We start from the raw sequence: 25998 nt of genomic DNA, 5'->3' as shown, positions 1-25998 counted from the left end.
CCGCCCGCTCACAGCGGCGCCTCCCACACCACCGTCGTACCGCCGCCCCCCTCCCCGATCCCCGGGGCGATCCGGCTCGCTCCGCCCAGGGACTCGGCGCGGCGGGCCAGGTTCCGCAGTCCGCTGCGGCGGCCGCCCTCCGGGATGCCCACCCCGTCGTCGGCGACCGAGAGACGCACCGCGCCCCGCCCGTCCGGCAGGGCCACCGTCGCGTCGACGACCACCTCGATCAGGGAGGCCTGTGCGTGCCGGAAGGCGTTGGAGAGGGCCTCGCGCAACGCGGCGACCAGGTTCTTGCCGGTCAGCTCGCCGACGAGGGAGTCCACCGGCCCCAGGAAGCGGTGTGAGGGCTTGAAGCCGAGCGGGACGGCCGCCATGTTGATCTCCCGCAGCACCCGGGTGCGCAGCCCGGCGGGGGCCTCGGCCGGTTCCTGCTGGAGCGCGAAGATGGCCGTACGGATCTCCTGGATGGTCACGTCCAGCTCGTCGACCGCCCGGCCGACCCCGGTCCGCACCGCGGGCACCACCGACCCCCGCTGGGCGCCTTCCAGCATCATCCCGGTGGCGAACAGCCGCTGGATGACCAGGTCGTGGAGGTCGCGGGCGATCCGGTCACGGTCCTCGTACACCGCGAGCCGCTCCCGGTCCCGCTGCGCCTCCGCCATCACCAGCGCGAGCGCGGCCTGGGCGGCGAACTGGGTGGCGAGCGTCCGCTCGGTGTCCGTGAACGGGCGCGCGCCCCTGGCCCGCGGGGTCGCCAGCGCGCCGAGCACCCGGCCCCCGCTGTGCAGCGGCAGCAGCATGCTGGGCCCGAACCGTTCGGCCAGTCTGGTGACCATCCGGTGGTCGGTGGCCGAGTCGTCGACGAACACCGCCTGCCCGGCCAGCAGTTCGGCCACCACCGGACTCCGGGGCGGAACGATCACCCCGAGCGAGGACGAGGGGTCGTCGGAAGAGACGGCGACGATCTCCAGACCTCCCCCGCCGGCGGGCAGCAGCACGATGCCGGCGGCGGAGTCGGCGAGCCTGCGGGCCTGTCCGGCGACCACGGACAGCGCCTCGTCGGCGTCACCGCCCGACAGGAGCGCCGTGGTGACCGCGACCGAACCGTCGATCCAGCGCTCCCGCTGCCGCGCCGCCTCGTACAGCCGGGCGTTGCCGATCGCGATCCCGGCCTCCGCGGCGAGCACCCGGACCATGTGCAGGTCGTCGTCGCCGAACTCGGCGCCGTTCTCCTTCTCGGTCAGGTACAGGTTGCCGAAGATCTCCCCCTGCACCCGGATGGGGACCCCGAGGAACGTCCGCATCCGGGGGTGGCCCGCCGGGAAGCCCGCGGAGCGCGGGTCGCCGGTCAGATCGGCCAGCCGTACGGGTGCGGGGTCGTGGATCAGGGCGCCCAGCAGACCCCGGTGTCCGTCCGGGCGGCGGCCGATCTCCTCGGCGGTCTCCCGTGCGACGCCGTAGGTGACGAAGTCCGACAGCCCCTCGCCCGTCTCGTCGACGACGCCGATCGCGGCGTACCGGGCGTCCGCCAGCTCGGCCGCGGTCTCGCAGATCCGGTCCAGGGTGGAGTGGAGCTCCAGCCCCGTGCCGACGGAGCGCATCGCCTCCAGCAGCTGCGGCACCCGCGCGGTCAGCTCGGTGGACAGAACCTGGAGACCGCGGGTGGCCCGGGTGACGGCGTCGAGTGAGTCCTTCGGGTCCGGCTCGGCCATGGCCCGAGCCTAGTTAGTGACGGTTGGGGGCGAAAGTCGGGAATGACCGGCAGCGGTGGGCGACCCTGCGGGATACGGACCGGGGGCGTCAGCAAACCGCCCCTGCCGTGTCCCGTTCACGCTCCAGCATGCGCCGCAGCGAACCGTCCTCGGCGGCGAGGGCGGCGTACGGGCCGCGCTGCACCACCCGGCCCGCGTCCAGCACCAGCACCTCGTCGACCGTGTCGAGGCCGGTCAGCCGGTGGGTGATCAGCACGGTCGCGCAACCCCGGGTGGCGGCCAGCAGATCGGCGGTCAGGGCGTCCGCGGTCGGCAGGTCGAGGTGTTCGGCCGGTTCGTCCAGGACGAGCACGGGGAAGCCCGCGAGGAGCGCGCGGGCCAGCGCGAGGCGCTGGCGCTGACCGCCGGAGAGCCGCGCCCCGTGCTCGCCCACCAGGGTGTCCAGGCCCTGCGGCAGCGCGCGCACCCAGTCCAGCAGCCGGGCCCGGGAGAGCGCGTCGCCCAGTTCGGCGTCGCTCGCCCCCGGGCGGGCCAGGCGCAGGTTCTCCCGGATCGAGCTGTCGAAGACGTGCGCGTCCTGGGCGCACAGCCCCACCGAGCGCCGCACCGTGTCCCCTTCCAGCGCGCCCGCGTCGACACCGCCCAGGCGGTACGTCCCCGACGAGGCGTCCAGGAACCGCAGGAGGACCTGGGCGAGCGTCGTCTTGCCGGAGCCCGAGGGGCCCACCACCGCGATGCGCCGTCCGGGCGTCAGCGTCAGGTCGATCGAGGTCAGCGCGGGCCGGACAGCCCCCGGGTAGCGGGCGGTCAGCCCTCGTACCTCCAGGGGGAAGGGGGAGCCGGGTGCTTCGGCCGGCGTCTCCGGCTCCCGTACGGGCACGGGGGCGTCCAGCACCTCGAAGACCCGCTCCGCGCTCCGGGCGACACGCTGGCGGTACTGCACGGCGAGCGGCAGCCCGGCGACCGCCTCGAAGGCGGCGAGCGGGGTCAGCACCACCACGGCGAGCGCCACCCCGGAGAGCCGCCCGTCCCGCACGGCGGGGACGGCCACGATCCCGGCGGCGACCACGGTGAGCCCGCAGACCAGGGCGGAGAGCCCCCCGCCCAGCGCGGTCGCGGCGGCCGCCCGGGAGGCGATCCGGGTCAGCAGGGTGTCGGCCGCGCGCAGGTGTTCCTGCCGGGCGGGCAGGGCGCCCGCGACGGTCAGTTCGGCCGTGCCGCCGAGGAGATCGGTGACCCGGGTGGCCAGGGCGGCACGGGCGGGCGCGAGCCGACGCTCCGTACGGCGGGCGCAGGCCCCGCTGACCAGCGGCACGCCGACCCCGGCGGCCAGCAGCCCGACCGCCAGGACGACGCCCGCCTCCGGGAGCAGCCAGCCGGTGAACCCGGCGGCCGCCGTCCCCACCACGAGGGCCGTCCCGGCGGGCAGCAGCCAGCGCAGCCAGTAGTCCTGGAGCGCGTCCACGTCGGCGACCAGCCGGGAGAGCAGGTCGCCGCGGCGGGTGGTGCGCAGCCCGGCGGGGGCGATGCGTTCGAGCCCCTGGTAGACGGCGACGCGCAGCGCCGCGAGGAGTTTCAGCACGGCGTCGTGCGAGACGAGCCGCTCGGCATAGCGGAACACCGCCCGGCCGATGCCGAAAGCGCGGGTCGCGGTGACCGCCATCATCAAGTACATGACCGGGGGCTGTTCGGACGCGCGGGAGATCAGCCAGCCGGAGACCGCCATGAGCCCCACGGCCGACCCCACCGCCAGGCTGCCCAGCAGCAGAGCCAGCACCAGCTGCCCGCGCCGCGCCCCGGCGGAGTGACGGACCCGGGCGAGCACCTGCCCGGGTCGGCGAGCGGCCAGGGCGGGGGAGCCGGGGGACTCGACAGGGCGGGCGGTCGGCAGTTCGCCACCGGCCAGGGGCTCCGGGACGGCAGGTCCGGGCGCGCTGGTGTCCGCCAGCGGCTCCCCGTACGCCTCCCGGACCTGGCCGCGCTCCGTACGGGCAGGTCCGGGAGGCGTACGGGCATAGTCGTGCTCCCCGTACGTCTCCGTCCGGGGAAGGCCGTACTCCGTCCGGGCCGGGTCGCGCGGTTCCAGGGTCACCACCCGGTCGGCCACCGCCAGGAGCGCCGGGCGGTGGACGACCAGCAGCACGGTCCGCCCGGCCGCCAGCCGCCGCACCGCGTCGACGATGCCCGCCTCGCTCTCGCCGTCCAGGCTCGCGGTCGGTTCGTCCAGCAGCAGGAGCGGCCGGTCGGCGAGGAACGCGCGGGCCAGCGCGAGGCGTTGGCGCTGACCGGCGGAGAGCCCGGCCCCGTCCTCGCCCAGTTCGGTGCGGGTCCCCTCCGGCAGCGCGGCGACGAAGTCGTACGCCCCCGCGTCCCGCAGCGCCGCGAGGATCGCCTCGTCGTCCGCACCGGGCCGGGCGAGGCGGACGTTCTCGGCGATGGTCCCCGCGAACAGGTGGGGACGCTGGGGGACCCAGGCGATCCGGCTCCGCCAGCCCTCCGGGTCCAGCTCCGCGAGGTCCCGGCCACCGACCTGTACGCGCCCCTCGTCGGGGCGGACGAAGCCCAGGACCGCGTTCAGCAGGGTGGACTTGCCGACTCCGCTCGGCCCGACCAGGGCGACGGTCTCCCCCGGCTCGACCGTGAGCGACGCGGCGTCCAGGGAGGGCTGGCTGCGGCCCGGGTGGCGCACGGTCACCCCCGTCAGCTCCAGGCGCAGCGTGTCCGGGACCGCGCCGGTACCCGCGGCCGGAGGCTGGGTCTCCAGGACGGCGAAGATCTCCTCGGCGGCCGACAGCCCCTCGGCGGCCGCGTGGTACTGCGCCCCGACCTGGCGGATGGGCAGATACGCCTCCGGGGCCAGGATCAGGACGACCAGACCGGTGTAGAGGTCCAGTTCGCCGTGGACGAGCCGCATGCCGATGGTGACCGCGACGAGGGCCACCGACAGGGTCGCCAGCAGCTCCAGCGCGAAGGAGGAGAGGAAGGCGATCCGCAGGGTGCGCAGGGTGGCCCGGCGGTAGTCGGAGGTGATGGTGCGGATCGACTCGGCCTGAGCCTTGGCCCGCCCGAAGACCTTCAGGGTCGGCAGCCCGGCGACGACGTCCAGGAAGTGGCCGGAGAGCCGGGAGAGCAGCTGCCACTGACGGTCCATCCGGGCCTGGGTCGCCCAGCCGATCAGGATCATGAAGAGGGGGATGAGCGGGAGGGTCACGACGATGATCGCCGCCGACACCCAGTCCTCGGTGACGATCCGGGCCAGCACCGCCACCGGGACGACGATCGCGAGCCCGAGCTGCGGCAGATAGCGGGCGAAGTAGTCGTCAAGGGCGTCGATCCCCCGGGTGGCCAGGGCGACGAGCGAACCGGTGCGCTGCCCGCCCAGCCAGTCCGGGCCGAGCCCGGCGGCCCGTTCCAGCAGTCGGCCGCGCAGCTCGGACTTGACCGCCGCGCTCGCCCGGTGAGCGGCCAGTTCGGTGAGCCAGGCGACGAGGGCCCGGCCGAGCGCGACGGCGGCCAGCAGGAGCAGGGGCGTACGGAGGCCGGTGACCGTGAGTCCGTCCTCGAAACCGCCGACCACGATCTCGGCGATGAGCATCGCCTGGGCGATCACCAGCAGGGCGCCGACCAGACCGAGGCCCACCACGGCCGCCAGGAAGAGGCGGGTGGCCCGTGCGTGGTGGAGCAGGCGCGGATCGATCGGTTTCACGTGAAACATCTCCCAGGGGGATCTGCGGCCCCGCCGGTCCGGCCACCGGGGAGGGGCCGGCGGGGCTCGGGCGGATCAGTGCGCGTCGGCGATGTGCTGGGTGCCGATGCGCTTGCGGAAGACCCAGTACGTCCAGCCCTGGTAGAGCAGCACCACGGGGGTGGCGATGCCCGCGCACCAGGTCATGATCGTGAGCGTGTACGGGCTGGACGAGGCGTTGGTGACCGTGAGGTTCCAGGCGTCGTTCAGCGAGGACGGCATGACGTTCGGGAAGAGCGTCAGGAACAACATCGCCACCGCGGCCGCGATCGTCACCCCCGACAGTGCGAACGACCAGCCCTCGCGGCCCCGGGCGATGGCTCCGATCGCCGCCAGGAGCGCCACCACCGCCACCACCAGGGCCCCCAGGCTCCAGCCGTCCCCGTTGTCGGCCTGGGTCCACAGCAGGAAGCCCAGGGCGAGCACCGCGGTGAGCGGACCCAGCTTCAGGGCCAGGGCACGGGCCCGGACCCGGATGTCACCGGCCGTCTTGAGGGCGGCGAACACCGTTCCGTGGAAGGTGAAGAGGGTGAGCGTGACGAGTCCGCCGAGGATCGCGTACGGGTTGAGGAGATCCCAGAAGTCCCCGACGTACTCCATGTCCGCGTCGATCTTCACCCCGCGGACGATGTTCCCGAACGCCACGCCCCACAGCACGGCGGGGATCAGGGAGGTCCAGAAGATCGCGGTCTCCCAGTTCGTCTGCCACCGCTCGTCGGGCCGCTTGGCGCGGTACTCGAAGGCGACGCCGCGCACGATCAGACAGAACAGGATGATCAGCAGCGGCAGGTAGAAGCCGGAGAAGAGGGTGGCGTACCACTCGGGGAAGGCGGCGAAGGTCGCACCGCCCGCGGTGAGCAGCCAGACCTCGTTGCCGTCCCAGACGGGCCCGATCGTGTTGATCAGGACCCGCTTCTCCTTGCGGTCGCGGGCCAGCAGCCGGGTGAGGACCCCGATGCCGAAGTCGAATCCCTCCAGGAAGAAGTAGCCGGTCCAGAGGACGGCGATGAGCACGAACCAGACGTCGTGGAGTTCCATCTCTCAGCTCCTGGGCTCAGTACGAGAAGGCCATCGGCCGGTCGGCGTCTTCGTCGTCGTGACCGCCGATCCTGGTGGGCGGGTTCAGGTCGTCCTCGGTGAGTTCCGGCGGTCCGGCCTTGATGTACTTCACGAGCAGCTTCACCTCGATCACGGCGAGCACCGCGTAGAGCAGGGTGAAGACGGTCATCGAGGTGATCACCTCGCCCTGCGAGACACCGGGGGAGACCCCGGCACGGGTCTCCAGCACCCCGTAGACCACCCACGGCTGGCGGCCCATCTCGGTGAAGATCCAGCCCCAGGCGTTGGCGATCAGCGGGAAGAGCATGGTCCAGAGCGCGACGAGCCAGTAGAGCCTGGTGAGTTTCGGGCTCAGCGCCTTGTTCCGGAACAGGACCAGATGCGGCACCTCGTCCTCCCCGGTCCGCAGCGCCGGTGGCAGCAGGAACTTCTTACGGGTCAGCCAGAGCCCCAGCAGGCCGAGGCCGAAGGAGGCCATGCCGAAGCCGATCATCCAGCGGAAGCTCCAGAAGGCCACCGGGATGTTGGGGCGGTAGTCGCCGGGCCCGTACTTCTCCTGCGACTCCTTGTTGACGTCGTTGATTCCGGGGACGTAGGAGTCCGGGTCGTTGTTAGCGAGGAAGGAGAGGACGCCGGGCAGCGAGATCTCCACGGAGTTGTGGCCCTCGCTGACGTCGCCGTACGCGAAGATCGAGAACGGGGCCCGCTCCTGGCCGTCCCACAGCGCCTCGGCCGCGGCCATCTTCATCGGCTGCTGCCGGAACATGACCTTGGCGAGGCTGTCGCCGCTGACGGCGGTGGCCAGTCCGGCGATCACGACCGTGACCAGGCCCAGCCGCAGCGAGGTCCGCATCACCGGAATGTGCTTCTTGCGGGCCAGGTGGAACGCGGCGATCCCGACCATGAAGGCGCCGCCGACGAGGAACGCCGCCGTGATGGTGTGGAAGAACTGGGTCACCGCGGTGTCCTGGGTGAGGACCCGCCAGAAGTCGGTCAGCTCGGCGCGGCCACGCTCCTCGTTGATCCGGTAGCCGACCGGGTGCTGCATCCACGAGTTGGCCGCGAGGATGAAGTAGGCGGAGAGGATCGTGCCGATCGAGACCATCCACATGCAGGCGAGGTGGATCTTCTTCGGCAGCTTGTCCCAGCCGAAGATCCACAGCCCGATGAAGGTGGACTCGAAGAAGAAGGCGATCAGCGCCTCGAAGGCGAGCGGAGCGCCGAAGATGTCGCCGACGAAGCGCGAGTAGTCCGACCAGTTCATGCCGAACTGGAACTCCTGGACGATGCCCGTGACGACGCCCATGGCGATGTTGATCAGGAACAGCTTGCCCCAGAACTTGGTGGCCCTGAGGTACTTCTCGTTGTCCGTCCGCACCCAGGCGGTCTGCAGGCCCGCGGTCAGCGCGGCGAGCGAGATCGTCAGCGGGACGAAGAGGAAGTGGTAGACGGTGGTGATGCCGAACTGCCATCGCGCCAGGGTCTCCGGCGCCAGAGCGAGGTCCACGTCGTCAGTCTCCTTACATCGCCGTGGTCACACCGGCACTATGCCCCGTTGATCCCGACGATTACGGGAGAAAGCAGGGCACGCTTGTGAAAGCGTTCACATTCACAAGCAATTATGGCGCACACACTTTCGGAGCCCTCGGCGGGGGTACCCCTTCCCCGCGCCCCGCCCACGCGAAGGGCCCCGGACCTCGTCTTTCGAGGTCCGGGGCCGCAGGATCGAGCGGGCTCAACGGGTGCGAAGGGGAGCGCGGGGCCGGGCACCACGAGGAGAGCGCGGGCCGGGCACGACGAGCCACGCGCGGAGCCGGGCACGGTGAGGAATGCGCCGGGGGGCGGGCCGGGCACGGCGAGGAGAGCGCGGGGCCGCGCGTGGAGGGCGGGCCGGGCTACAGCCCCGCGCGGAACTCCTCCGCCGCCTTCAGGAACAGGTCGTTGCCCTCGCTCTCGCCGATCGTGACCCGCACGCCCTCCCCCGCGAACGGCCGCACCACCACACCGGCCCGGTCGCAGGCGGCGGCGAAGTCCAGGGTCCGCTCGCCCAGCCGCAGCCACACGAAGTTGGCGTGCGACTCCGGCACCGTCCACCCCTGGCCCGCCAGCGCACTACTCACCCGGGAGCGCTCGGCGACCAGCGAACCGACCCGGCCCAGCAGCTCGTCCTCGGCGCGGAGCGAGGCCACCGCCGCGTCCTGGGCGAGCTGGCTGACCCCGAAGGGGACGGCGGTCTTCCGCAGCGCGGCGGCCACCGGCTCGTGGGCCACCGCGAAGCCGACCCGCAGCCCGGCCAGACCGTAGGCCTTGGAGAAGGTCCGCAGCACCGCCACATTGGGGCGGTCCCGGTAGATCTCCAGACCGTCCGGCACATCGGCGTCCCGGATGAACTCCTTGTACGCCTCGTCCAGCACCACCAGCACATCGCTCGGCACCCGGTCCACGAACCGCTCCAGCTCGGCCCGGCGCACCACGGTCCCGGTGGGGTTGTTCGGGTTGCAGACGAAGATCAGCCGGGTCCGGTCGGTGATCGCCTCCGCCATCGCGTCGAGGTCGTGGACATCGCCGTCGGTCAGCGGGACCTTGACCGAGGTCGCGCCGCTGACCTGCGTGATGATCGGGTACGCCTCGAAGGACCGCCAGGCGTAGACGACCTCGTCCCCCGGGCCGGAGGTGGCCTGGAGGAGCTGCTGCGCCACACCCACCGACCCGGTCCCGGTGGCGAGGTGCGAGAGAGGCACACCGAAACGGTCGGCCAGCTCGTTGATCAGGCCGGTGCAGGCCATGTCCGGGTAGCGGTTGAAGTTCTGTGCGGCGGCCAGCGCCGACTCCAGCACACCGGGCAGCGGCGGGTAGGGGTTCTCGTTGGAGGACAGCTTGTACGCGACCGGCCCGCCGGCCGCCGCCGGCTTGCCCGGGACGTAGGCGGGGACGCCGTCCAGTTCGGCACGCAGCTTGGGGCTCGTCTCGCTCACCGCAGGTCCTCCTCGACCGTCCGTTCACAGCAGTACCGCTCACCCTATGAGGACCGAACCCCGGTGCGAACGGCGCGAGCGGCAAATCGACCGCAGTGCCCGGGAATGGCACTCCCCCCGCGGCCACTCCGGCCGCTTCCCCAGGGGAGCGCTCATCCTCTTTCCCAGGGGAGCGCTCAGTCTCTTTCCCGGGGGAGCGCTCGCCCTCCTGGCGCGCGCCGGTGGCTCACTCCGTGGCGCGCGTCCCCCGAAGTGGTGAGTTGAGACCTCTTCGAGACATGGCACATTTGGCAGGCTGCCACCCATCAGCACCTGACACACTGACGCATGAGCGGCCAACACCCTTGCTTTGCAAGGGATTTGAGCACAGATGACCATGCAGAAACGTGCCTGTCAACGTGGGCATATGCGACCGGACCGACCACCCTCCGGAGCCCTACTATCGGCTCGCCATGACAGCAGCAGGGAAGCACCAGGTGAGCCGGACGGAGACCCCCCGGCGCAGCGGCCGGCCGGGACGGGCGGGCATCCGTGACGTGGCCGCCGCGGCCGGAGTCTCGATCACGACCGTCTCCGACGCGCTCAACGGCAAGGGCAGGCTCCCGGACGCCACCCGCCGCCATGTCCGCGAGGTCGCCGAGCGCCTGGGCTACCGCCCGTCCGCCGCGGCCCGAACCCTCCGCACGGGCAAGTCGGGACTGATCGGCCTGACCGTGACGACGTACGGGAATGAACCTTTCACCTTCACCGAATTCGCGTACTTCGCGGAGATGGCGAGAGCCGCGACCTCCGCGGCCCTCGCCCGCGGCTACGCCCTCGTCATCCTCCCCGCCACCTCCCGGCACGACGTCTGGTCGAACGTCGCGCTCGACGGGACCGTCGTCATCGACCCCTCCGACCAGGACCCGGTCGTCACCGAGCTGGTCCGCCAGGGCCTGCCCGTTGTCTCGGACGGCCGCCCGGCCGGGACCCTGCCCGTCACCGCCTGGGTCGACAACGACCACCGGGCCGCCGTGCTCGACCTCCTCGACCATCTCGCCGCCGCCGGGGCCCGCCGGATCGGGCTGCTGACCGGCACCACCACCGACACATACACCCGGCTCTCCACCAGCGCCTACCTCCACTGGTGCGAGCGGGTCGGCCAGGACCCCGTCTACGAGTCCTACCCCGCCCACGACCCGTGCGCGGGCGCCGTCGCCGCCGACCGGCTGCTCGCCCGACCGGACCGGCCCGACGCGGTCTACGGGCTCTTCGACCCGAACGGGACCGACCTCCTCGCGGCGGCCCGCCGGTACGGGTTGCGCGTCCCGGAGGACCTGCTGCTGGTCTGTTGCAGCGAATCCACCGTGTACGCGGCCACCGAACCGCCCATCACGACGCTCTCGCTCAAGCCCCGGCGCATCGGCACCGCCGTCGTCCAGCTCCTCATCGACGCCATCGAAGGGGTCGAGCACGACGGGCCGGTGGAGCAGGTGATACCGACGGAGCTCATCGTCCGGACCTCCTCGCAACGCCGCCCGCCGCGCACGACGGTCAGCGCCCCACGCTCTCCCAGCGGAGACTGAACCACCTCCCGGTGGGGCCGAACCGCCCTCCCTGTGGGGTCGAAGCACCCTTCCGGCGAGGACCGGCCCTCGCGCCGACGGGGACAGGCCGCCCTCCTGGCGGGAACTGATCGTCTTTTTTCGGACCAATCGGCCGGTGAACCTCGGGTGCGCCCGGATTCACCACCCCTGGTGCGTCACACAGATCGATCCGCATTCCTATGATGGGCGCACGACACCGCGGACCACCTCGACCAGGCAGGGACCGTCAGGTGTACGGCGGCGCGACGGTGGTGGAGGGGTCGATGACTCAGGGGGCCGGTCAGGAACCCGTGGTGCGGACGGCGACGTTGCGTGACTTCCGGGTTCCGCCGTACGCGCAGACACCCGTGCCACCGCAGGCGCCCGGCGCGGCGCCGCCCGTGACGCTGCCGCCCCGGGAGCCGGAGCAGTACGCTCCGGTCCCGCGGGCCGCCGTGCCGCACCCGGCTCCCGCGCCCCGGGCGTCCGTGCCGCAGCACATGCCCGGCCCGCCCCCGCCCCCGCATCCGCATCCGGGCAACGTCGCCGTGGCCGACGAGCCGGAGGGCTACACCCCGACCGAGCGGGACCTCCCCGTCATCAACCGCGGCGACACCGTCCAGGTGGGGACGGACCCCGAGCCGCGGCCCGCCGGGGACGACGAGCGCGGACCGCTCTTCGTCGTGGGCGATGTCCACGGCTATCTGGACGAACTGCTGGCCGCACTCGCCGAGCAGGGCCTCGTCGACGCCGACGGGAACTGGGCGGCGGGCAACGCCCGGCTGTGGTTCCTGGGCGACTTCACCGACCGGGGCCCGGACGGCATCGGGGTGATCGACCTGGTCATGCGGCTCTCCGCGGAGGCGGCCGCCGCCGGGGGCTACTGCAAGGCCCTGATGGGCAACCACGAGCTGCTGCTGCTCGGCGCCAAGCGGTTCGCCGACACCCCCGTCAACTCCGGCGCGGGCACCGCCACCTTCCAGGCGGCGTGGCTGCTGAACGGTGGTCAGAAGGCGGACATGGACCGGCTTCAGGACGTCCACCTCCAGTGGATGTCCCGGCTCGACGCGGTCGTCGAGGAGGACGGCCATCTGCTGATGCACTCCGACACGACGGCCTACCTCGACTACGGGTCGACCATCGAGGACGTCAACGACACGATCACGGCCATTCTCACGCGCAACGACGCCGACGAGTGCTGGGATCTCTTCCGCAAGCTCACCAAGCGGTTCGCCTTCCGGGACGAAGGCGGCGCCGACGCGGTGCGCGAGCTGATGGCGACGTACGGCGGACAGCGCGTCGTCCATGGTCACAGCCCCATCCCGTACCTGCTCGGCGAGGTCGGCTCGGAGGACGGCGAAAACGGTTCCGGTCCCGTGGTCAACGGCCCGCACGTGTACGCGGACGGGCTCGCGATCGCCATGGACGGGGGAGTGACCATGGCCGGAAAGCTGCTGGTCGTCCAACTCCCCCTGCATGACCGGGCTTAGGCGGGGAAGACGCTCCAGGTTCCGCCCGCGCCGCCCGTGACGATCGTCGGGCCCCTCACCGGGCCCAATTCCGGAAACTCCCTGTCACCCCTTGCCGTGAGCGCTCTACCATCGGCGTATCCGTAGCAGGCTCTCCTCCGTTTCCGCACGGTCGTCCCTTCGCACGGGCAGCCGGGCACCGACGGAGCATCGGGGGATGCAGATGACAAGCGCTCCGCACCTGCTGGCCGAGGACGGTCCCGAGTACGAGCGGATCCTGGGCGACGCACTGCGTCACGCTCACGAACGCCCGGATCTGGAGGGCGTCGGTGACCGGCTCAACACCGAACAGCTGCGCACCATGGCGCTCAGCGCCACGGCCCTGATAACGGCGGCCGCGGCCACCGAGTACGAGCACTACGTCCAGGCGCGCGGCGAACTGCGCGGCGCGTCCGCCTCCGACGAGGCGGACGACGACTCGCTCCCCGCGGGGGCGGCGAGCGGTACGGCCCTGTCGGGCGCCGGGATAGGCGCGGTCATCACGGTGCTGACGCCGCTGCTGGCGGGCACCGCGGCGGTCATCTTCCTGCTCGTGGGCTATCTGCTGAAGGCGGTCAGCCCGTCCATGGCCTTCGGCGGCTCGATGGTCGCGGCCGGGTGGTTCTTCGCGGCGGTCGCCGCCGCCGCGATTCTGGTCGCCGCCGTCGGGCTGCTCGTCACCGCGCTCCGCAACGGGGCGACGTCTCTGGCCGCCGAGACGGCGGAGCAGGAGCTTCCGGAGGAGGTCGCGCGGGCCCGGGAGGCCTGGCGGCACGCACTGCTGGAGCGCGGCATCCTGCCGTTCCTGCGGGACGCCCTGGCCGACCCGACGGCGGGTCCCGCCGCGCGGACTCCGCACCGCTCGCCGGGACGCATCCCGAAGGTCGGCTACAGCAGGCCGGACTTCTCCGGTCCGGGCGACGGCCCCGCCGCGGGCCCCCGGCCGACCTTCACCAGCCCCGACTTCACCAGCCCGGACTTCGGCGGCCCCGAACACCAGCCGGACTGAACGGGACCGCGCGCCCCCCACCGGGCCGAGCCTCGTGGGCAACCTCCAGGCTGGACCGCGCTCCTCCGGGCCGGACCGCGTGCCCCCGGGGTGCGGCCCGCCCTCCCCCGGACACACCGCGGGCCGGGGCGGCGGATGCCGCGCCCGGCCCGGGGAACGCTGCGGAGCGACCGGAGCGGGTGGATCAGCCGAACTGCGAAGCGTGCTTCGGGTTGACGCCGTGCTCGTTGTGCCCCGGGGTGCTCCGGGTGCTCCGGGTGCTCCGGGTTGCCCTCCGGACCCCGGAGGGCGCCCCTGCGCACGTCAGTCGGCGATGGGCAGATAGACGCGGTTGCCCGCGGCCGCGAACTCCTTCGACTTCTCGGCCATGCCCTCCTCGATCTCCTCCTGCGAGCCGCCGTGCTGACGGCGGATGTCCTGGGAGATCTTCATCGAGCAGAACTTCGGCCCGCACATCGAGCAGAAGTGCGCCGTCTTCGCCGGCTCGGCGGGCAGCGTCTCGTCGTGGAACTCCCGGGCCGTGTCCGGGTCGAGGGCCAGGTTGAACTGGTCCTCCCACCGGAACTCGAACCGCGCGTCCGAGAGCGCGTCGTCCCAATCCTGAGCGTCCGGGTGCCCCTTGGCGAGGTCGGCCGCGTGGGCGGCGATCTTGTAGGTGATGACACCCGTCTTCACGTCGTCCCGGTCGGGCAGCCCCAGATGCTCCTTGGGCGTGACGTAGCAGAGCATCGCCGTGCCCCACCACGCGATCATCGCGGCGCCGATGCCGGAGGTGATGTGGTCGTAGCCGGGCGCGACATCAGTGGTCAGCGGGCCGAGCGTGTAGAACGGGGCCTCCTCGCAGATCTCCTGCTGGAGGTCGATGTTCTCCTTGATCTTGTGCATCGGGACGTGCCCGGGGCCTTCGATCATCGTCTGCACCCCGGACCGCTTGGCGATCGTGTTCAGCTCGCCGAGCGTGCGCAGTTCGGCGAACTGCGCCTCGTCGTTGGCGTCCGCGATCGACCCGGGACGCAGCCCGTCACCGAGCGAGTAGGTGACGTCGTACGCCGCGAGGATCTCGCACAGCTCCTCGAAGTGCTCGTAGAGGAACGACTCCTTGTGGTGCGCCAGGCACCAGGCCGCCATGATCGACCCGCCGCGCGAGACGATCCCGGTCTTGCGACGGGCCGTCAGCGGGACGTAGGACAGGCGCACTCCGGCGTGCACCGTCATGTAGTCCACGCCCTGCTCGGCCTGTTCGATGACGGTGTCCTTGTAGATCTCCCAGCTCAGCTCCTCGGCCCGGCCGTCGACCTTCTCCAGGGCCTGGTAGAGCGGGACGGTGCCGATCGGCACGGGGGAGTTGCGCAGCACCCACTCGCGGGTGGTGTGGATGTTGCGGCCGGTGGACAGGTCCATGACCGTGTCGGCGCCCCACCGGGTCGCCCAGGTCATCTTGTCCACCTCCTCCTCGATGGAGGAGGTGACGGCCGAGTTGCCGATGTTGGCGTTGACCTTCACCAGGAACCGCTTGCCGATGATCATCGGCTCGATCTCGGGGTGGTTGACGTTGGCGGGCAGCACCGCCCGCCCCGCCGCGATCTCCTCCCGTACGACCTCGGGCTCGACGTTCTCCCGGATCGCGACGTACTCCATTTCCGGGGTGATCTCCCCGCGCCGGGCGTACGCGAGCTGGGTGACGGGGCGTCCGTCGCGGCTGCGCCGGGGCTGGCGCGGGCGGCCGGGGAAGACCGCGTCGAGGTTGCGCAGTCCGCCGCGCGGCGAGGTGTGCCTGACCCCGTCGTCCTCGGGGCGGACCGGGCGTCCCGCGTACTCCTCGGTGTCGCCGCGGGCGATGATCCAGTTCTCCCGCAGGGCCGCGAGACCCCGGCGGACGTCGGTGTCGACGGAGATGTCGGTGTACGGCCCCGAGGTGTCGTACAGCGTCACGTGGCGGCCGTTGGTGAGGTGCACCTGGCGGACCGGCACCCTCAGGTCCGGGCGCGAGCCCTGGACGTACCCCTTGTGCCAGCCGATGGACTTCCCGGCCTCGTCGCCCAGGTTCTCGGCGTGCTCTTTCGAGGCAGGCGTGCGTGCGTCCGATGTGGTCATGAGACCTACTCCCTACGCCGGCATTACCCGGTAACAGGTTCGGCGGTCGGCGCAGCCGTGTCCCGTACGGATGTACGGCGATCAGCGCCCTCTCAGCCCGGTGCTCCGAGCTCCCGCGTGTGCAAAGGTGCCTCCACGCTAGCGTCCTTTCCGGCGAGCTGACCAGAGGGCCCTCCCGTTCTTGCGATGATCGCTCCGTGACCTCTCCCCAGAGCGACCCCGCACCCCAGCCGCCCCAGGGCCCCCCGCACGGCCACTCCCACGGGCACGCACACAGCCACGGCCCGGCCGCCCCGGTCTCCCAGCACCTGCGCAAGGTGATCGCCGCGGTGCTGATCCCGTTCGCGACGGCGGTCGTCGTCGGCCTGATCGCGCTCTGGCCCGGCGGCGCCCCCGAGCACGAGCGCACCGGTGTCGGCTTCGACCGGCAGACCCAGGACGGCCGGGTCGTCCAGGTCGTCAAGGTGGACTGCGCCGACGTCAACGCCGCGCAGGTGCCCCCGACCGGCGACACCTCCACGCCCTCGGGCCGGGAAGCGGTCAACGAACAGGAGGGGGAGTGCGCGAAGGCCACGGTCGAGGTGACCACCGGGCCGGACAAGGGCCGCGAGTTCGTGGAGGTGGTCCAGCCGGACGCGCCGCGCCAGCTCAGCGAGGGCCAGGGCGTGGTCGTGGCGTACGCCCCCGACGCGCCGCGCGACCTCCAGTACTCGGTGACCGACGTGGACCGGAAGGTTCCGCTGGCACTGCTGGCCGGGATCTTCGCGCTGGCGGTGGTGGTGGTGGGGCGGATGCGCGGCGTGATGGCGCTGGTGGCGCTCGCCGTGTCGTTCGCCGTGCTGACCCTGTTCATCCTGCCGGCGATCCTGCAAGGATCGAACCCGCTGGTGGTGGCGGTGATCGGGGCCAGCGCGATCATGCTGGCGGCGCTCTACATGTGTCACGGGGTGACGGCCCGTACGTCCGTCGCGGTCATCGGCACGCTGATCTCGCTGCTGCTGATCGGCCTGCTGGGCTCCCTGTTCATCGGCTGGGCGAAGCTGAGCGGCAACACCGACGACAACACCGGGCTCATCCACGGTCTGTACCCGGACATCGACATGAGCGGTCTGCTGCTCGCGAGCGTCATCATCGGTTCGCTGGGGGTCCTGGACGATGTGACGGTCACCCAGACCTCCGCCGTCTGGGAACTCCACCAGGCCGACCCGGACATGGGGTGGAAGGGGCTCTACCGGGCGGGTATCCGGATCGGGCGGGACCACATCGCCTCGGTGGTCAACACCCTGGTACTGGCGTACGCGGGCGCGGCGCTGCCGCTGCTGCTGCTCTTCTCCATCGCCCAGAGCGGTGTGGGGACGGTCGCCAACAGTGAACTGATCGCCGAGGAGATCGTCCGGACGCTGGTCGGTTCGATCGGTCTGGTCGCCTCGGTGCCGGTGACCACGGTGCTCGCCGCGCTCGTGGTCTCCGCGGACCGTCCGGGCGGCGGCGCCGTCGCGGCCACGGCCGCCGCGCCCGCACGGTCAGGGAAGGGGCGCCGCCGCAAGAAGTGACGGACGGTCACCCGGCGTTCTGCTCCTCGGCGAGGATGCGGCCGAGCGCCTCCTCCAGGTTCTCGTCGAAGTCACCCAGCGTGTGCTCCTGACCGAGCGGCACCAGCTTGTCCGTCCGGTCGAGAAACGCCACCAGCGGTGCCGTACCCGCGCGGAACAACGCCCGGTCCTCGCCGACCTGAAGCCGGATGTGGACGTCTCCCAGCCCTTCCGGCTCGGTCGGCCCGATGTGCACATCTCCGTCGCCGCTCGGGCTGTTGAGCCCGTCCAGCAGCAGCTCGCGGCCGAATGCCCAGGTCACAGGGGCATCGCCGGGCAGGTGGAACGTCATCCGGATGGCGTACGGATCGCCGACCTCGTACCGGAGTTCCACCGGGATACGGAACGAGAGCTCCTCGGAGACGAGGAAGCTCATCATGACCTCTGCTTGGACCGACTCGCGCATCGTTCAACCCCGCGGTAGATGAAACTGGCCAGGAATGATCCCCCGTGGCCCTATTGACGCCATCGTGGTGCACGCGATAGCAGATCACAAGGAGTGATTTTTCAGATACTGATAGAGAACACGAACGAACGCAAGAGGCTGGCCACTTCGCCACGTAGTTGTTCGACTGCGGGCAGCAACCGCTCCTCCCGATCCAGGGGTACGGAAATGGCCATCGCCGCAATGGTGGCACCGGCTGTGACCGGAATCGCGGCACACACGGTCCCCAGGGTGTACTCCTGGCGTTCGATGACCGGTTCACCTCTGCGGAGCGTCCGCAGCCGCTCCAGAAGCGCCGCGCGATCTCGCACTGAGTAACGGGTGAGGGGGCGTACGGGGTGTCGGTCGAGGTGGTCCTCGCGTGCTTTCTCGTCGAGTTGGGCGAGCAAGCACTGGCCGATCGCGTGCGCGTGACCGGTCTCGCGGAAGGAGGCCCACTCCTCCGCCGCGGGGGCGTCGGGGACATCCGCGACCGCGATGACCTCGATCTCACCGTCGCAGTAGACGGCGCAGTACACGGGGACGCCGATGATGTCCCGCCAGTGGCCGAGGGAGTCGGCGACGGAAGCGGGACGGTCCCCCGTCTCCGGGACGGCCCGGCTCCTGAGCCCCGGGGCCGCGGTCAGGTTCGCGGCGGCGGCGCCGAGGCGGAAGACCCCGTTCTCACGGCGGAGATAGCCCTCGTGGGCGAGCGTGCGGAGCAGGTGGTACGCGGTCGGCAGCGGGAGTCCGGCCTGACGGGCGAGCTGCTTGGCCGGTGCCCCGTCCCGGTAGGCGCCCACAGCCTCCAGCAGCCTCAAGGCGCGCTGCACCGAACCGATCAACGTCGGGACAGCGGTGCTCGATGCCGTGGTCAAAGGTCACCCCCAGCCATGGTGACGGGCCGTCGGCCCTCCCGTGGAGGCCGCCCCCACGGGCCTGCCGCGATCCCGGGGACCGGAGGGAACCGGGGCCGAGACCGGTGGTCGGCGAGGACCGGGCCGGGCGTCGGCGAATCGGAGGCCCAGGACCGAACCGCCGTGCCGAACGGCGTCGTTCCGTCAGGGGCGTCCTGTCCGGATCAGTGACCCCGGTCGGAGTGACAGAAGGTCACATTCCGGATAGCAGCAACGGTGTGCCACTGTATCGGCCGCTTCCGGCAGACGGGTGGTTTTCTCCACGACTTAGCTCAGCTGGGCTAATCCCCGGGGGCGGCCTGGGCACCGGCCCCCGGACGGGTACTACCAGTCGCCTCGCGAGGACGAGGACGCCATGAACTTCCGCACCACGAAGATCAGCCCGCCGACCAGGACGACGAAGAGCAGCACCTTGAAGAGCAGACCGACCACGAAGCCGACCACGCTGGCGATCAGCCCGCCGAACACGAAGATCGCGATCACGGGAATCGCCACCCACTTCACCCACCAGGGCATCCCTGCGAATATCTCCCGCACGGCCATCGCCACTACCTCGTCTCTCTGGGTTCCTGCCTCGATGCTAAGCGCGCGGAGCACCCCGGCGGGGACCCGGCAGCCCTTGAAGACCCCTGATCGAACCCTTAGGGAATCCCGGGTTCAGCCCTCGGGCGGCGAGAAGACGACCATCACCCGCAGATCCTCGGTGATGTGGTGGAACTTGTGTGCGGCCCCCGCCGGCACGTAGACGACGCTGCCCCGGCCGACCTGCGTCGTCTCCGTCCCCACCGTGAGCGACGCGCGGCCGCTGACGACGAAGTAGACCTCGTCCTGCTGGTGCGGCTGCTGGGGGTCGAGGTCCCCCGCGTTCAGGGCGTACAGGCCGACGGACATGTTCCGCTCCCGTACGAACTGCAGGTACGCGCCGTCGTTGGCGGCCCGCTCCGCCTCCAGCTCATCCAGTCTGAATGCCTTCATGGTCCGTCCGCCCCTGGTCGCCCGTGCTGCCGGTGGTGGTGGCTCTGCCGCCGGTGTCCACCATCGATCATGTCTGCCACGATCAGACACATGAAGAATTTCGTAGTCAAGACGATCGCCAACGCGGGTGCGCTGGCCGTGGCCATCTGGCTGCTGAGCGGCATCACGCTGGAGGGTGGCAGCACCGGCCGCAAGGTCCTCACCCTGATCCTGGTCGCGCTGATCTTCGGGCTGGTGAACTTCCTGGTGAAGCCGGTGGTCCAGCTGCTGACCTTCCCGTTGTTCATCCTGACGCTGGGACTGATCACCTTGGTGGTCAATGCCCTGATGCTGATGCTGACCTCCTGGCTGGCGGGCGTGTTCGACCTCAGCTTCCACGTCGAGGGCTTCTGGACGGCGGTGCTCGGCGGCCTGATCATCTCGGTCGTCTCCTGGGCGCTCAACGTCGTCCTGCCCGACGAGGACTGACGTCCGGATCTCCGGGGGCCTGCGTCCGGCCGCCCGGATCCCGGACGCGCCCGACCGCCGCTCCGGGCCTCTGGAAGAGTGCGGACCACCACGGCAGCCACCGGGGGAGACCAGCGAAGGAGCAGCATGAGCACCATGGGCGACGGAACGCGGGCGGTACGCGCCGGGCTTCCCGAACCACAGCAGTTCGAGCCCACCCTGCCCGGTCCGGTCTTCGCCGCACACTTCCACCTCTCTGGCGAGCCCGTCGGCCCCTACACCTACGGCCGCGACACCAACCCGACGTGGACGCACCTGGAGCGGGCCATCGGCGAGCTGGAGGCGCCCGGTGAGGAGGTCGGCACGATGGTCTTCGCCTCGGGCATGGCGGCGATCACCGCGGTCCTGCTCTCCCAGGTCCGCTCCGGGGACACCGTGGTCCTGCCGGACGACGGCTACCAGGCGCTGCCACTCGTACGGGAGCAGCTGGCGGCGTACGGCGTTGCCGTGCGGACCGCCCCGACCGGCGGAGACGCACAGCTCGCTCTGCTGGAAGGAGCGAAGCTGCTGTGGATCGAGAGCCCGTCCAACCCCGGCCTGGACGTCTGTGACATCCGGCGGCTGGTGGAGGCCGCGCACGCAGCCGGCGCCCTGGTAGCCGTCGACAACACCCTGGCCACTCCCATCGGCCAGCGCCCGCTGGAGCTGGGCGCCGACTTCTCGGTGGCCAGCGACACCAAGGGCATGACCGGGCACGGCGACATCCTGCTGGGCCATGTGACCTGCCGCGACCCCCGGCTCACCGCAGACGTGCGGCGCTGGCGCAAGGTCGTCGGGGCGATCCCCGGCCCGATGGAGGCCTGGCTCGCCCACCGTTCCCTGGCCACCCTCCAGCTGCGCGTCGACCGCCAGTGCTCCACCGCTCTCGCCCTCGCCGAGGCGCTGGCGAAACGGCCCGAGGTCACCGGGCTGCGCTACCCGGGGCTGCCCACCGACCCCTCGCACGTCACGGCCGCACGGCAGATGCGGCGGTTCGGTTCGGTGGTCTCCTTCGAGCTGGCCGACCGGGAGAGCGCCGAGCGCTTCCTGGCCGGGCTGCGGCTCGTCGACGACGCGACCAGCTTCGGCGGCGTCCGCTCCACCGCCGAACGCCGCGGCCGCTGGGGCGGCGACGCCGTGGCGGAGGGCTTCATCCGCTTCTCGGTCGGTGCGGAGGACCCCGAGGACCTGCTGGCCGACGTCGAGCAGGCGCTGCACGCGGCGAGCCGGGCCGCGTAGGAGCCGGGGATCGACGCCGGACGCGCACCACGTCGCGGGTTCGGCCGGGTCGGTCAGGTCGGTTGGGCCGGTTGGGCCGGTTGGGCCGACGTCCGCGCGTCCGGCCCGCAGCCCCGATCGGTGAACAGGCGTCGCCCAAGGGAGCGGCGAGCGGCGAGCCGATGGTCCGGCGGGAGTTTCAGACGGTGCTCCGCGGGCCACTCTCTTGCCATGACCGAACGTCCTGTGGTCAAGCGCACCGCACGCGCCATCCTGCTCGACGGCAGCGATCTCGTCCTCATCAAGCGGACGAAGCCGGGGGTCGACCCGTACTGGCTCACGCCCGGCGGCGGGGTCGAGCCGGAGGACGCCACCGTCGTGGACGCCCTGCACCGCGAGGTCGACGAGGAGCTGGGCGCCAAGATCGTCGATGTGGTCCCGTGCTTCGTCGACACCGTCGAGCACATCGCGGACGGCGGCGTGACGGGGGTGAAGGTCCAGCACTTCTTCGTCTGCCGACTGGCCTCGATGGACCTCTCCCGGCGCCACGGCCCGGAGATCGATGAGCCCTGCGGGGATTACGAGATCGTCCGGGTGCCGTTCAGCCGGGTCGGGATCGCGGCCGTGCACCTCGTACCGCTGTCCCTGCGGCACTACCTGGACGGCAACATCGAAGGCGTACGGGCGATGCACGCCCCCGACCTGGGCTGACCCGCTCCTCGTGACGCGCAGGCGCGGCGGGGCGCGCCGCGACGTACTCCCCCGCCGGTAGCGCTGGATACTCCCGGTGCCGGACGACCCGGGGCGCCCCGCTCGGCATCGTGTTTCACGTGAAACCACTCCAGCGCTCCGCCCGCCGAGGGCTCCTCGTCGTCCATGTCGCCGTCTCCGTCAGCTGGCTCGGCCTGACCGTCGGCCTGCTGGCGCTCGGCACCACCGCGTTCCTCACGGAAAACCTCGCCACCGCTGAGGCCGCCACCCGGGCCATGAAGATCTTCGGTGACTGGCTGGTGGTCCCGGTGGCCCTGCTGGCGCCGGTGAGCGGCCTGGTCCTGGCTCTGGGCACCCCCTGGGGGCTGGCCCGGCACCGCTGGGTATGGATCAAGTTCTGGCTGACCCTGATCACGACGGGTCTGTCCGTCTTCTCACTGCGCCCCGGAATCAACACGGCGGTCGCCGAAGGAGCCTCGGACATCAACCTGGTGATCGCGCCATCCGTCGCCACGGTCACCTACCTCTTCATCACCGCCGTCTCGGTGCTCAAGCCCTGGGGTCTCACCCGGTACGGCAAGCGCCTGCGGTTCTCGGCCAGTTCCGCCAAATCGGTGGACGCGCGATCATCGCGTCCGACAGCCTGACCCCATGCACAGCCCATCACCCCGCTCTCCCTCCGACCTGCCGATCCGGCGCCTGGTCCGGGAGGACCTGGTCGCCTGCGCCGATCTCTGCGAGGAGCGCGGCTGGCCGCGCGACGAGCACCGGTGGGGGCTCCTGCTCTCCGCGGGTACGGCGTACGGCATCGACGCCCCGGACGGCAAGGGGCTGGCGGGAACCTGCCTGCTGATGTCGTACGGGCCACGGCTCGCCGCCGTCGGGATGCTGCTCGTCGCCGAACGTCACGCGGGGCAGGGGCTCGCCCGACAGCTCATGCGCCGGGTGATGAACGACGTCCAGGGCACTCCGCTCGCTCTGTTCGCCACGGCGGCGGGGCGGCCGCTCTACGAGAAGCTCGGCTTCTCCGTCGTGGGCCGGGCCGAGCGGGTCGGCGGAAGCTTCCGGGCCGAGGGCGCCGTCGGCTCCCCCGCCGTCTCCCCTGCGTCGTTCCCGCCCGTGACGACGCGACCGGCGGAGGCCGCCGACCTCCAGGCGATCGTCCGCCTCGACCTCCCCGTGTTCGGCGTCGACCGGACCCATCTCCTCGCCCGGCTCCCCGCCTTCTGCGACCGGCTCCAGGTCGCCGAGCAGGACGGCCGGCTGGTCGGCTACGCGGCGCTCTGGCCGAGCGGTCACTCCCATGTGGTCGGCCCGCTGGTCGCCCAGGACACGGGCACCGCTCGGGCCCTGGTCGCCGCGCTGGCCGCGACGACGGACCGGCCGCTGCGGATCGACGTGGAAGCCCGGCACGAGGAACTTCTCTCCTGGCTGGTGGACCGCGGTCTGGAGCCGCTGTCCGGAACCACCGTGATGACGTACGGCATCCCCGACCTGCCGGGGAACGCGGCCCGCAGGTTCGCCCCGCTCACCCTCGCGACGGCCTGACCCCCGGAGAGCGGGCTCAGCGCCGGGCGGCGACGGCCACCGGCTCGGGGCCGCTCCCGACGGAGCTCCGGTCCGTGGTGGACGCACGGCGCTCCAGCAGTCCGGAGAGCACGGCCAGGACCAGGGCCGACGAGGCGAGTGCCGCGCCGACCCAGTTGGGGGCGGTGTAGCCGAGGCCCGCGGCGATCACAAGACCGCCGAGCCAGGCGGCCAGGGCGTTGCCGAGGTTGAAGGCCCCGATGTTGACCGCGGAGGCCAGGGTGGGCGCGCCCGCCGCCTGGTCGAGGACCCGCTTCTGCAACGGGGGCACGGTGGCGAAGCCCAGGGCACCGATCAGGACGACGGTGACGGCGGCGGCGGTCCTGTCGTGGGCCGTCACGGTGAACAGGGCGAGGACCAGGGTGAGCGCGCCGAGCGAGACGTAGAGCATCGGCATCAGGCGACGGTCGGCGAACTTTCCTCCGATCAGGTTGCCGCCCACCATGCCGAGGCCGAAGAGGACCAGCAGCCAGGTGACGGACGAGGCCGAGTATCCGGCGATCTCCGTCATCATCGGGGTGATGTAGGTGATGGCGGCGAAGACTCCGCCGAAGCCCAGGACGGTCATCGCCATGGCCAGCAGCACTTGGACGTTGCGGAACGCGGCCAGCTCGTGGCGGATGCGTACGCCCTGCGGCCTCGGCTGCTCGGGGACGAGCTTCGCGACGCCGAGAAGTCCGAGGACACCGAGGGCCGCGACGATCAGGAACGTGGTCCGCCAGCCCGCGGACTGGCCGATGTAGGTGCCGAGCGGCACTCCGACGACGTTGGCGACGGTGAGCCCGGTGAACATCATCGCGATCGCTCCGGCCTTCTTCTGCGGAGCGACCAGGTCGGCCGCGACCACCGAACCGATGCCGAAGAAGGCACCGTGCGCGAGGGAGGCGACCACCCGCCCGGCGAGCATGACGCCGAAGACGGGGGCGAGCGCGGAGACCACGTTGCCCACGATGAACAGGCCCATGAGCAGCATCAGCATGCGTTTACGGGTGACACGGGTGCCCAGCAGGGTCATCAGCGGGGCGCCGAGGACCACGCCGAGCGCGTAGCCGGTGACCAGGAAGCCTGCGGTCGGGATCGAGACGTGGAAGTCCGCCGCGACCTCGGGGAGCAGCCCCATGATCACGAACTCGGTCGTTCCGATCCCGAACGCCCCGATGGCGAGAGCGAGGAGCGCGAGCGGCATGGATATGACCCTCCTTGGCATTGCGCGTGCGCTTTACAAGCGTCGACAATAATTGCAGACGCTCCTTAATTGCAAGCGCGGGCTATTGCGCCCGTCCCCTATCCTGGAGGCACGCCGCTCCCGCCCGGAGGAGAGAGACATGACAGCGACCGACCCCGCCCTGACCGCCATCGCCCAGAGCTGGTGTGCCCTCTCCCTGCTGCACGGGAAGATCGAGGCCCGGATCGAGCGAGCCCTCCAGGCGGGACACGGCCTCAGCGCACGCGAGTACTCGCTGCTCGACGTCCTGAGCCGGCAGCACAACGGCACCGGCGGCCACCTCCAGATGAAGCAGGTCGCCGACGCGGTGGTCCTGAGCCAGAGCGCCACCACCCGCCTGGTCACCCGGCTGGAGGACCGCGGGCTGCTCACCCGGTATCTGTGCGACACCGACCGCCGGGGCATCTACACCGACGTCACCGAAGCCGGACTCGCACTGCTCGAAGCAGCCCGGCCGACCAATGACCGCGCACTGCGGACCGCGCTGGACGAGGCGGCGGAGAATCCCGAACTGGCCCCCCTGGTCAGGGCGGTCGAAGAGCTCAAGGTCCCGGCGCGGGCCTGACGTCCGCCCCGGCCGGCAGGGCACCCTCTAGGATGCCGATCATGAGCGATCTCGACATACGCCCCGTCACCGAGGACGACCTCTCGGCGGTGGTCGCCATGCTCGCCGACGATCCGCTCGGCGCACAGCGCGAGTCACCGGACGATCCGACTCCGTACCGGACGGCGCTGCGGAGGCTGGCCGACGACCCCAACCAGCACGTCGTCGTCGCCGTGCGCGAAGGCCGCGTCGTCGGCACCCTGCAGCTGACCATCGTTCCCGGCCTCTCCCGCCGCGGCGCGACCCGCTCGATCATCGAGGGCGTACGTGTCCAGCGCGACGAACGCGGCAGCGGTCTCGGTACCCAGCTCATCCAGTGGGCGGTGGACGAGTCACGCCGCCAGAACTGCCAACTGGTACAGCTCACCTCGGACGCCAGCCGCGAGGACGCACACCGCTTCTACGAGCGGCTAGGCTTCACGGCCAGCCATCTGGGTTTCAAACTGGCTCTCTGACCGGCGGCAGGTCCCCGGGGGAGCGGGGGGGGGGGGGGTGGTGGGGGAAAACCCCCCCCCCCCCCCCCCCCCCCCGGGCGGCGGGCCCCCCCCCCCCCCCCCCCCCCCCCCCCCCCCCACCCCCCCCCCCCCCC

Annotated in this window: 22 protein-coding genes and 1 riboswitch; of the genes, 11 read left to right on the top strand and 11 right to left on the bottom strand. The window is 71.5% G+C overall.

Annotation, left to right across the window (positions count from 1 at the left end):
* Positions 1–8: 8 nt before the first annotated feature.
* The 5 genes from ACIRRU_RS29750 to hisC form a co-directional block, all read right to left on the bottom strand.
* On the bottom strand, positions 9–1715 hold the full coding sequence (locus tag ACIRRU_RS29750; RefSeq protein WP_403685519.1) for a GAF domain-containing sensor histidine kinase: 1707 nt from the start codon (positions 1713–1715) through the stop codon (positions 9–11).
* A gap of 88 nt (positions 1716–1803) precedes the next feature.
* Complete coding sequence (gene cydD, locus ACIRRU_RS29745) at positions 1804–5421, bottom strand: thiol reductant ABC exporter subunit CydD (RefSeq protein ID WP_403685517.1); 3618 nt, start codon at positions 5419–5421, stop codon at positions 1804–1806.
* Between the two features lie 75 nt (positions 5422–5496).
* The gene (gene cydB / locus ACIRRU_RS29740; RefSeq protein ID WP_403685515.1) at positions 5497–6498 is read right to left on the bottom strand and encodes a cytochrome d ubiquinol oxidase subunit II; all 1002 of its coding nucleotides are present in this window, start codon (positions 6496–6498) and stop codon (positions 5497–5499) included.
* Positions 6499–6514: 16 nt separating this feature from the next.
* Positions 6515–8026, bottom strand: coding sequence for a cytochrome ubiquinol oxidase subunit I (locus ACIRRU_RS29735; protein ID WP_403685514.1), 1512 nt, complete (start codon positions 8024–8026; stop codon positions 6515–6517).
* 388 nt (positions 8027–8414) lie between these two features.
* On the bottom strand, positions 8415–9494 hold the full coding sequence (gene hisC, locus ACIRRU_RS29730; protein WP_403685512.1) for a histidinol-phosphate transaminase: 1080 nt from the start codon (positions 9492–9494) through the stop codon (positions 8415–8417).
* A gap of 452 nt (positions 9495–9946) precedes the next feature.
* Here hisC and ACIRRU_RS29725 point away from each other — a divergent pair, with 452 nt between their 5' ends.
* The 3 genes from ACIRRU_RS29725 (at position 9947) to ACIRRU_RS29715 (ending at position 13576) form a co-directional block, all read left to right on the top strand.
* Entirely contained in the window at positions 9947–11059 is a 1113-nt protein-coding gene (locus ACIRRU_RS29725; RefSeq protein WP_096629812.1) for a LacI family DNA-binding transcriptional regulator, read from the top strand.
* 269 nt (positions 11060–11328) lie between these two features.
* The gene (locus tag ACIRRU_RS29720; RefSeq protein WP_403685533.1) at positions 11329–12549 is read left to right on the top strand and encodes a metallophosphoesterase; all 1221 of its coding nucleotides are present in this window, start codon (positions 11329–11331) and stop codon (positions 12547–12549) included.
* 196 nt (positions 12550–12745) lie between these two features.
* A complete protein-coding gene (locus ACIRRU_RS29715) occupies positions 12746–13576 on the top strand; it encodes a hypothetical protein (RefSeq protein WP_403685510.1) in 831 nt (276 codons plus the stop codon).
* 303 nt (positions 13577–13879) lie between these two features.
* On the opposite strand, the gene thiC is transcribed toward ACIRRU_RS29715, so the two are convergent.
* Entirely contained in the window at positions 13880–15670 is a 1791-nt protein-coding gene (gene thiC, locus ACIRRU_RS29710; RefSeq protein ID WP_403685508.1) for a phosphomethylpyrimidine synthase ThiC, read from the bottom strand.
* Positions 15663–15797: riboswitch (TPP riboswitch) on the bottom strand. It overlaps the preceding gene by 8 nt.
* Positions 15798–15867: 70 nt before the next feature.
* On the opposite strand from thiC, the gene ACIRRU_RS29705 reads away from it, so the two are divergent.
* A complete protein-coding gene (locus tag ACIRRU_RS29705; protein ID WP_403685506.1) occupies positions 15868–17223 on the top strand; it encodes a YibE/F family protein in 1356 nt (451 codons plus the stop codon).
* Positions 17224–17230: 7 nt separating this feature from the next.
* Here the strand turns inward: ACIRRU_RS29705 and ACIRRU_RS29700 are convergent, their stop codons facing one another.
* The 4 genes from ACIRRU_RS29700 to ACIRRU_RS29685 all read right to left on the bottom strand — a co-directional run bounded on the left by ACIRRU_RS29700 (position 17231) and on the right by ACIRRU_RS29685 (position 19578).
* Entirely contained in the window at positions 17231–17668 is a 438-nt protein-coding gene (locus tag ACIRRU_RS29700) for an SsgA family sporulation/cell division regulator (RefSeq protein ID WP_363203514.1), read from the bottom strand.
* 101 nt (positions 17669–17769) lie between these two features.
* Positions 17770–18564, bottom strand: coding sequence for an IclR family transcriptional regulator (locus ACIRRU_RS29695; RefSeq protein ID WP_403685504.1), 795 nt, complete (start codon positions 18562–18564; stop codon positions 17770–17772).
* A gap of 363 nt (positions 18565–18927) precedes the next feature.
* A complete protein-coding gene (locus tag ACIRRU_RS29690; RefSeq protein ID WP_363203628.1) occupies positions 18928–19140 on the bottom strand; it encodes a DUF5326 family protein in 213 nt (70 codons plus the stop codon).
* A gap of 120 nt (positions 19141–19260) precedes the next feature.
* Entirely contained in the window at positions 19261–19578 is a 318-nt protein-coding gene (locus ACIRRU_RS29685; RefSeq protein ID WP_403685503.1) for a cupin domain-containing protein, read from the bottom strand.
* Positions 19579–19668: 90 nt separating this feature from the next.
* On the opposite strand from ACIRRU_RS29685, the gene ACIRRU_RS29680 reads away from it, so the two are divergent.
* The 5 genes from ACIRRU_RS29680 (at position 19669) to ACIRRU_RS29660 (ending at position 23541) form a co-directional block, all read left to right on the top strand.
* Complete coding sequence (locus ACIRRU_RS29680) at positions 19669–20046, top strand: phage holin family protein (RefSeq protein ID WP_403685502.1); 378 nt, start codon at positions 19669–19671, stop codon at positions 20044–20046.
* Positions 20047–20172: 126 nt separating this feature from the next.
* Entirely contained in the window at positions 20173–21303 is a 1131-nt protein-coding gene (locus ACIRRU_RS29675; protein WP_403685500.1) for a cystathionine gamma-lyase, read from the top strand.
* Positions 21304–21513: 210 nt separating this feature from the next.
* The gene (locus ACIRRU_RS29670; RefSeq protein ID WP_403685498.1) at positions 21514–21993 is read left to right on the top strand and encodes an NUDIX domain-containing protein; all 480 of its coding nucleotides are present in this window, start codon (positions 21514–21516) and stop codon (positions 21991–21993) included.
* A gap of 119 nt (positions 21994–22112) precedes the next feature.
* Positions 22113–22640 (top strand): DUF2269 domain-containing protein, encoded by a 528-nt coding sequence (locus ACIRRU_RS29665; RefSeq protein ID WP_403685496.1) that lies wholly within the window; start codon positions 22113–22115, stop codon positions 22638–22640.
* Positions 22641–22644: 4 nt separating this feature from the next.
* On the top strand, positions 22645–23541 hold the full coding sequence (locus tag ACIRRU_RS29660; protein ID WP_403685495.1) for a GNAT family N-acetyltransferase: 897 nt from the start codon (positions 22645–22647) through the stop codon (positions 23539–23541).
* Between the two features lie 16 nt (positions 23542–23557).
* Here the strand turns inward: ACIRRU_RS29660 and ACIRRU_RS29655 are convergent, their stop codons facing one another.
* Positions 23558–24766, bottom strand: a complete 1209-nt coding sequence (locus ACIRRU_RS29655; RefSeq protein WP_403685494.1) for an MFS transporter — start codon at positions 24764–24766, stop codon at positions 23558–23560.
* 139 nt (positions 24767–24905) lie between these two features.
* Here ACIRRU_RS29655 and ACIRRU_RS29650 point away from each other — a divergent pair, with 139 nt between their 5' ends.
* Positions 24906–25370 carry a MarR family winged helix-turn-helix transcriptional regulator gene (locus ACIRRU_RS29650; RefSeq protein WP_403685492.1) on the top strand — a complete coding sequence of 155 codons (465 nt, stop codon included), beginning with the start codon at positions 24906–24908 and terminating at the stop codon, positions 25368–25370.
* 41 nt (positions 25371–25411) lie between these two features.
* Positions 25412–25864 carry a GNAT family N-acetyltransferase gene (locus tag ACIRRU_RS29645; RefSeq protein ID WP_403685490.1) on the top strand — a complete coding sequence of 151 codons (453 nt, stop codon included), beginning with the start codon at positions 25412–25414 and terminating at the stop codon, positions 25862–25864.
* Positions 25865–25998: the final 134 nt, after the last annotated feature.

It is taken from the genome of Streptomyces sp. NPDC101181, from assembly GCF_044767975.1.
Taxonomy (GTDB): Bacteria; Actinomycetota; Actinomycetes; order Streptomycetales; family Streptomycetaceae; genus Streptomyces.
The sequence above is the reverse complement of the archived record's forward strand: the minus strand, read 5'-3'. Positions and strand labels throughout refer to the sequence as shown.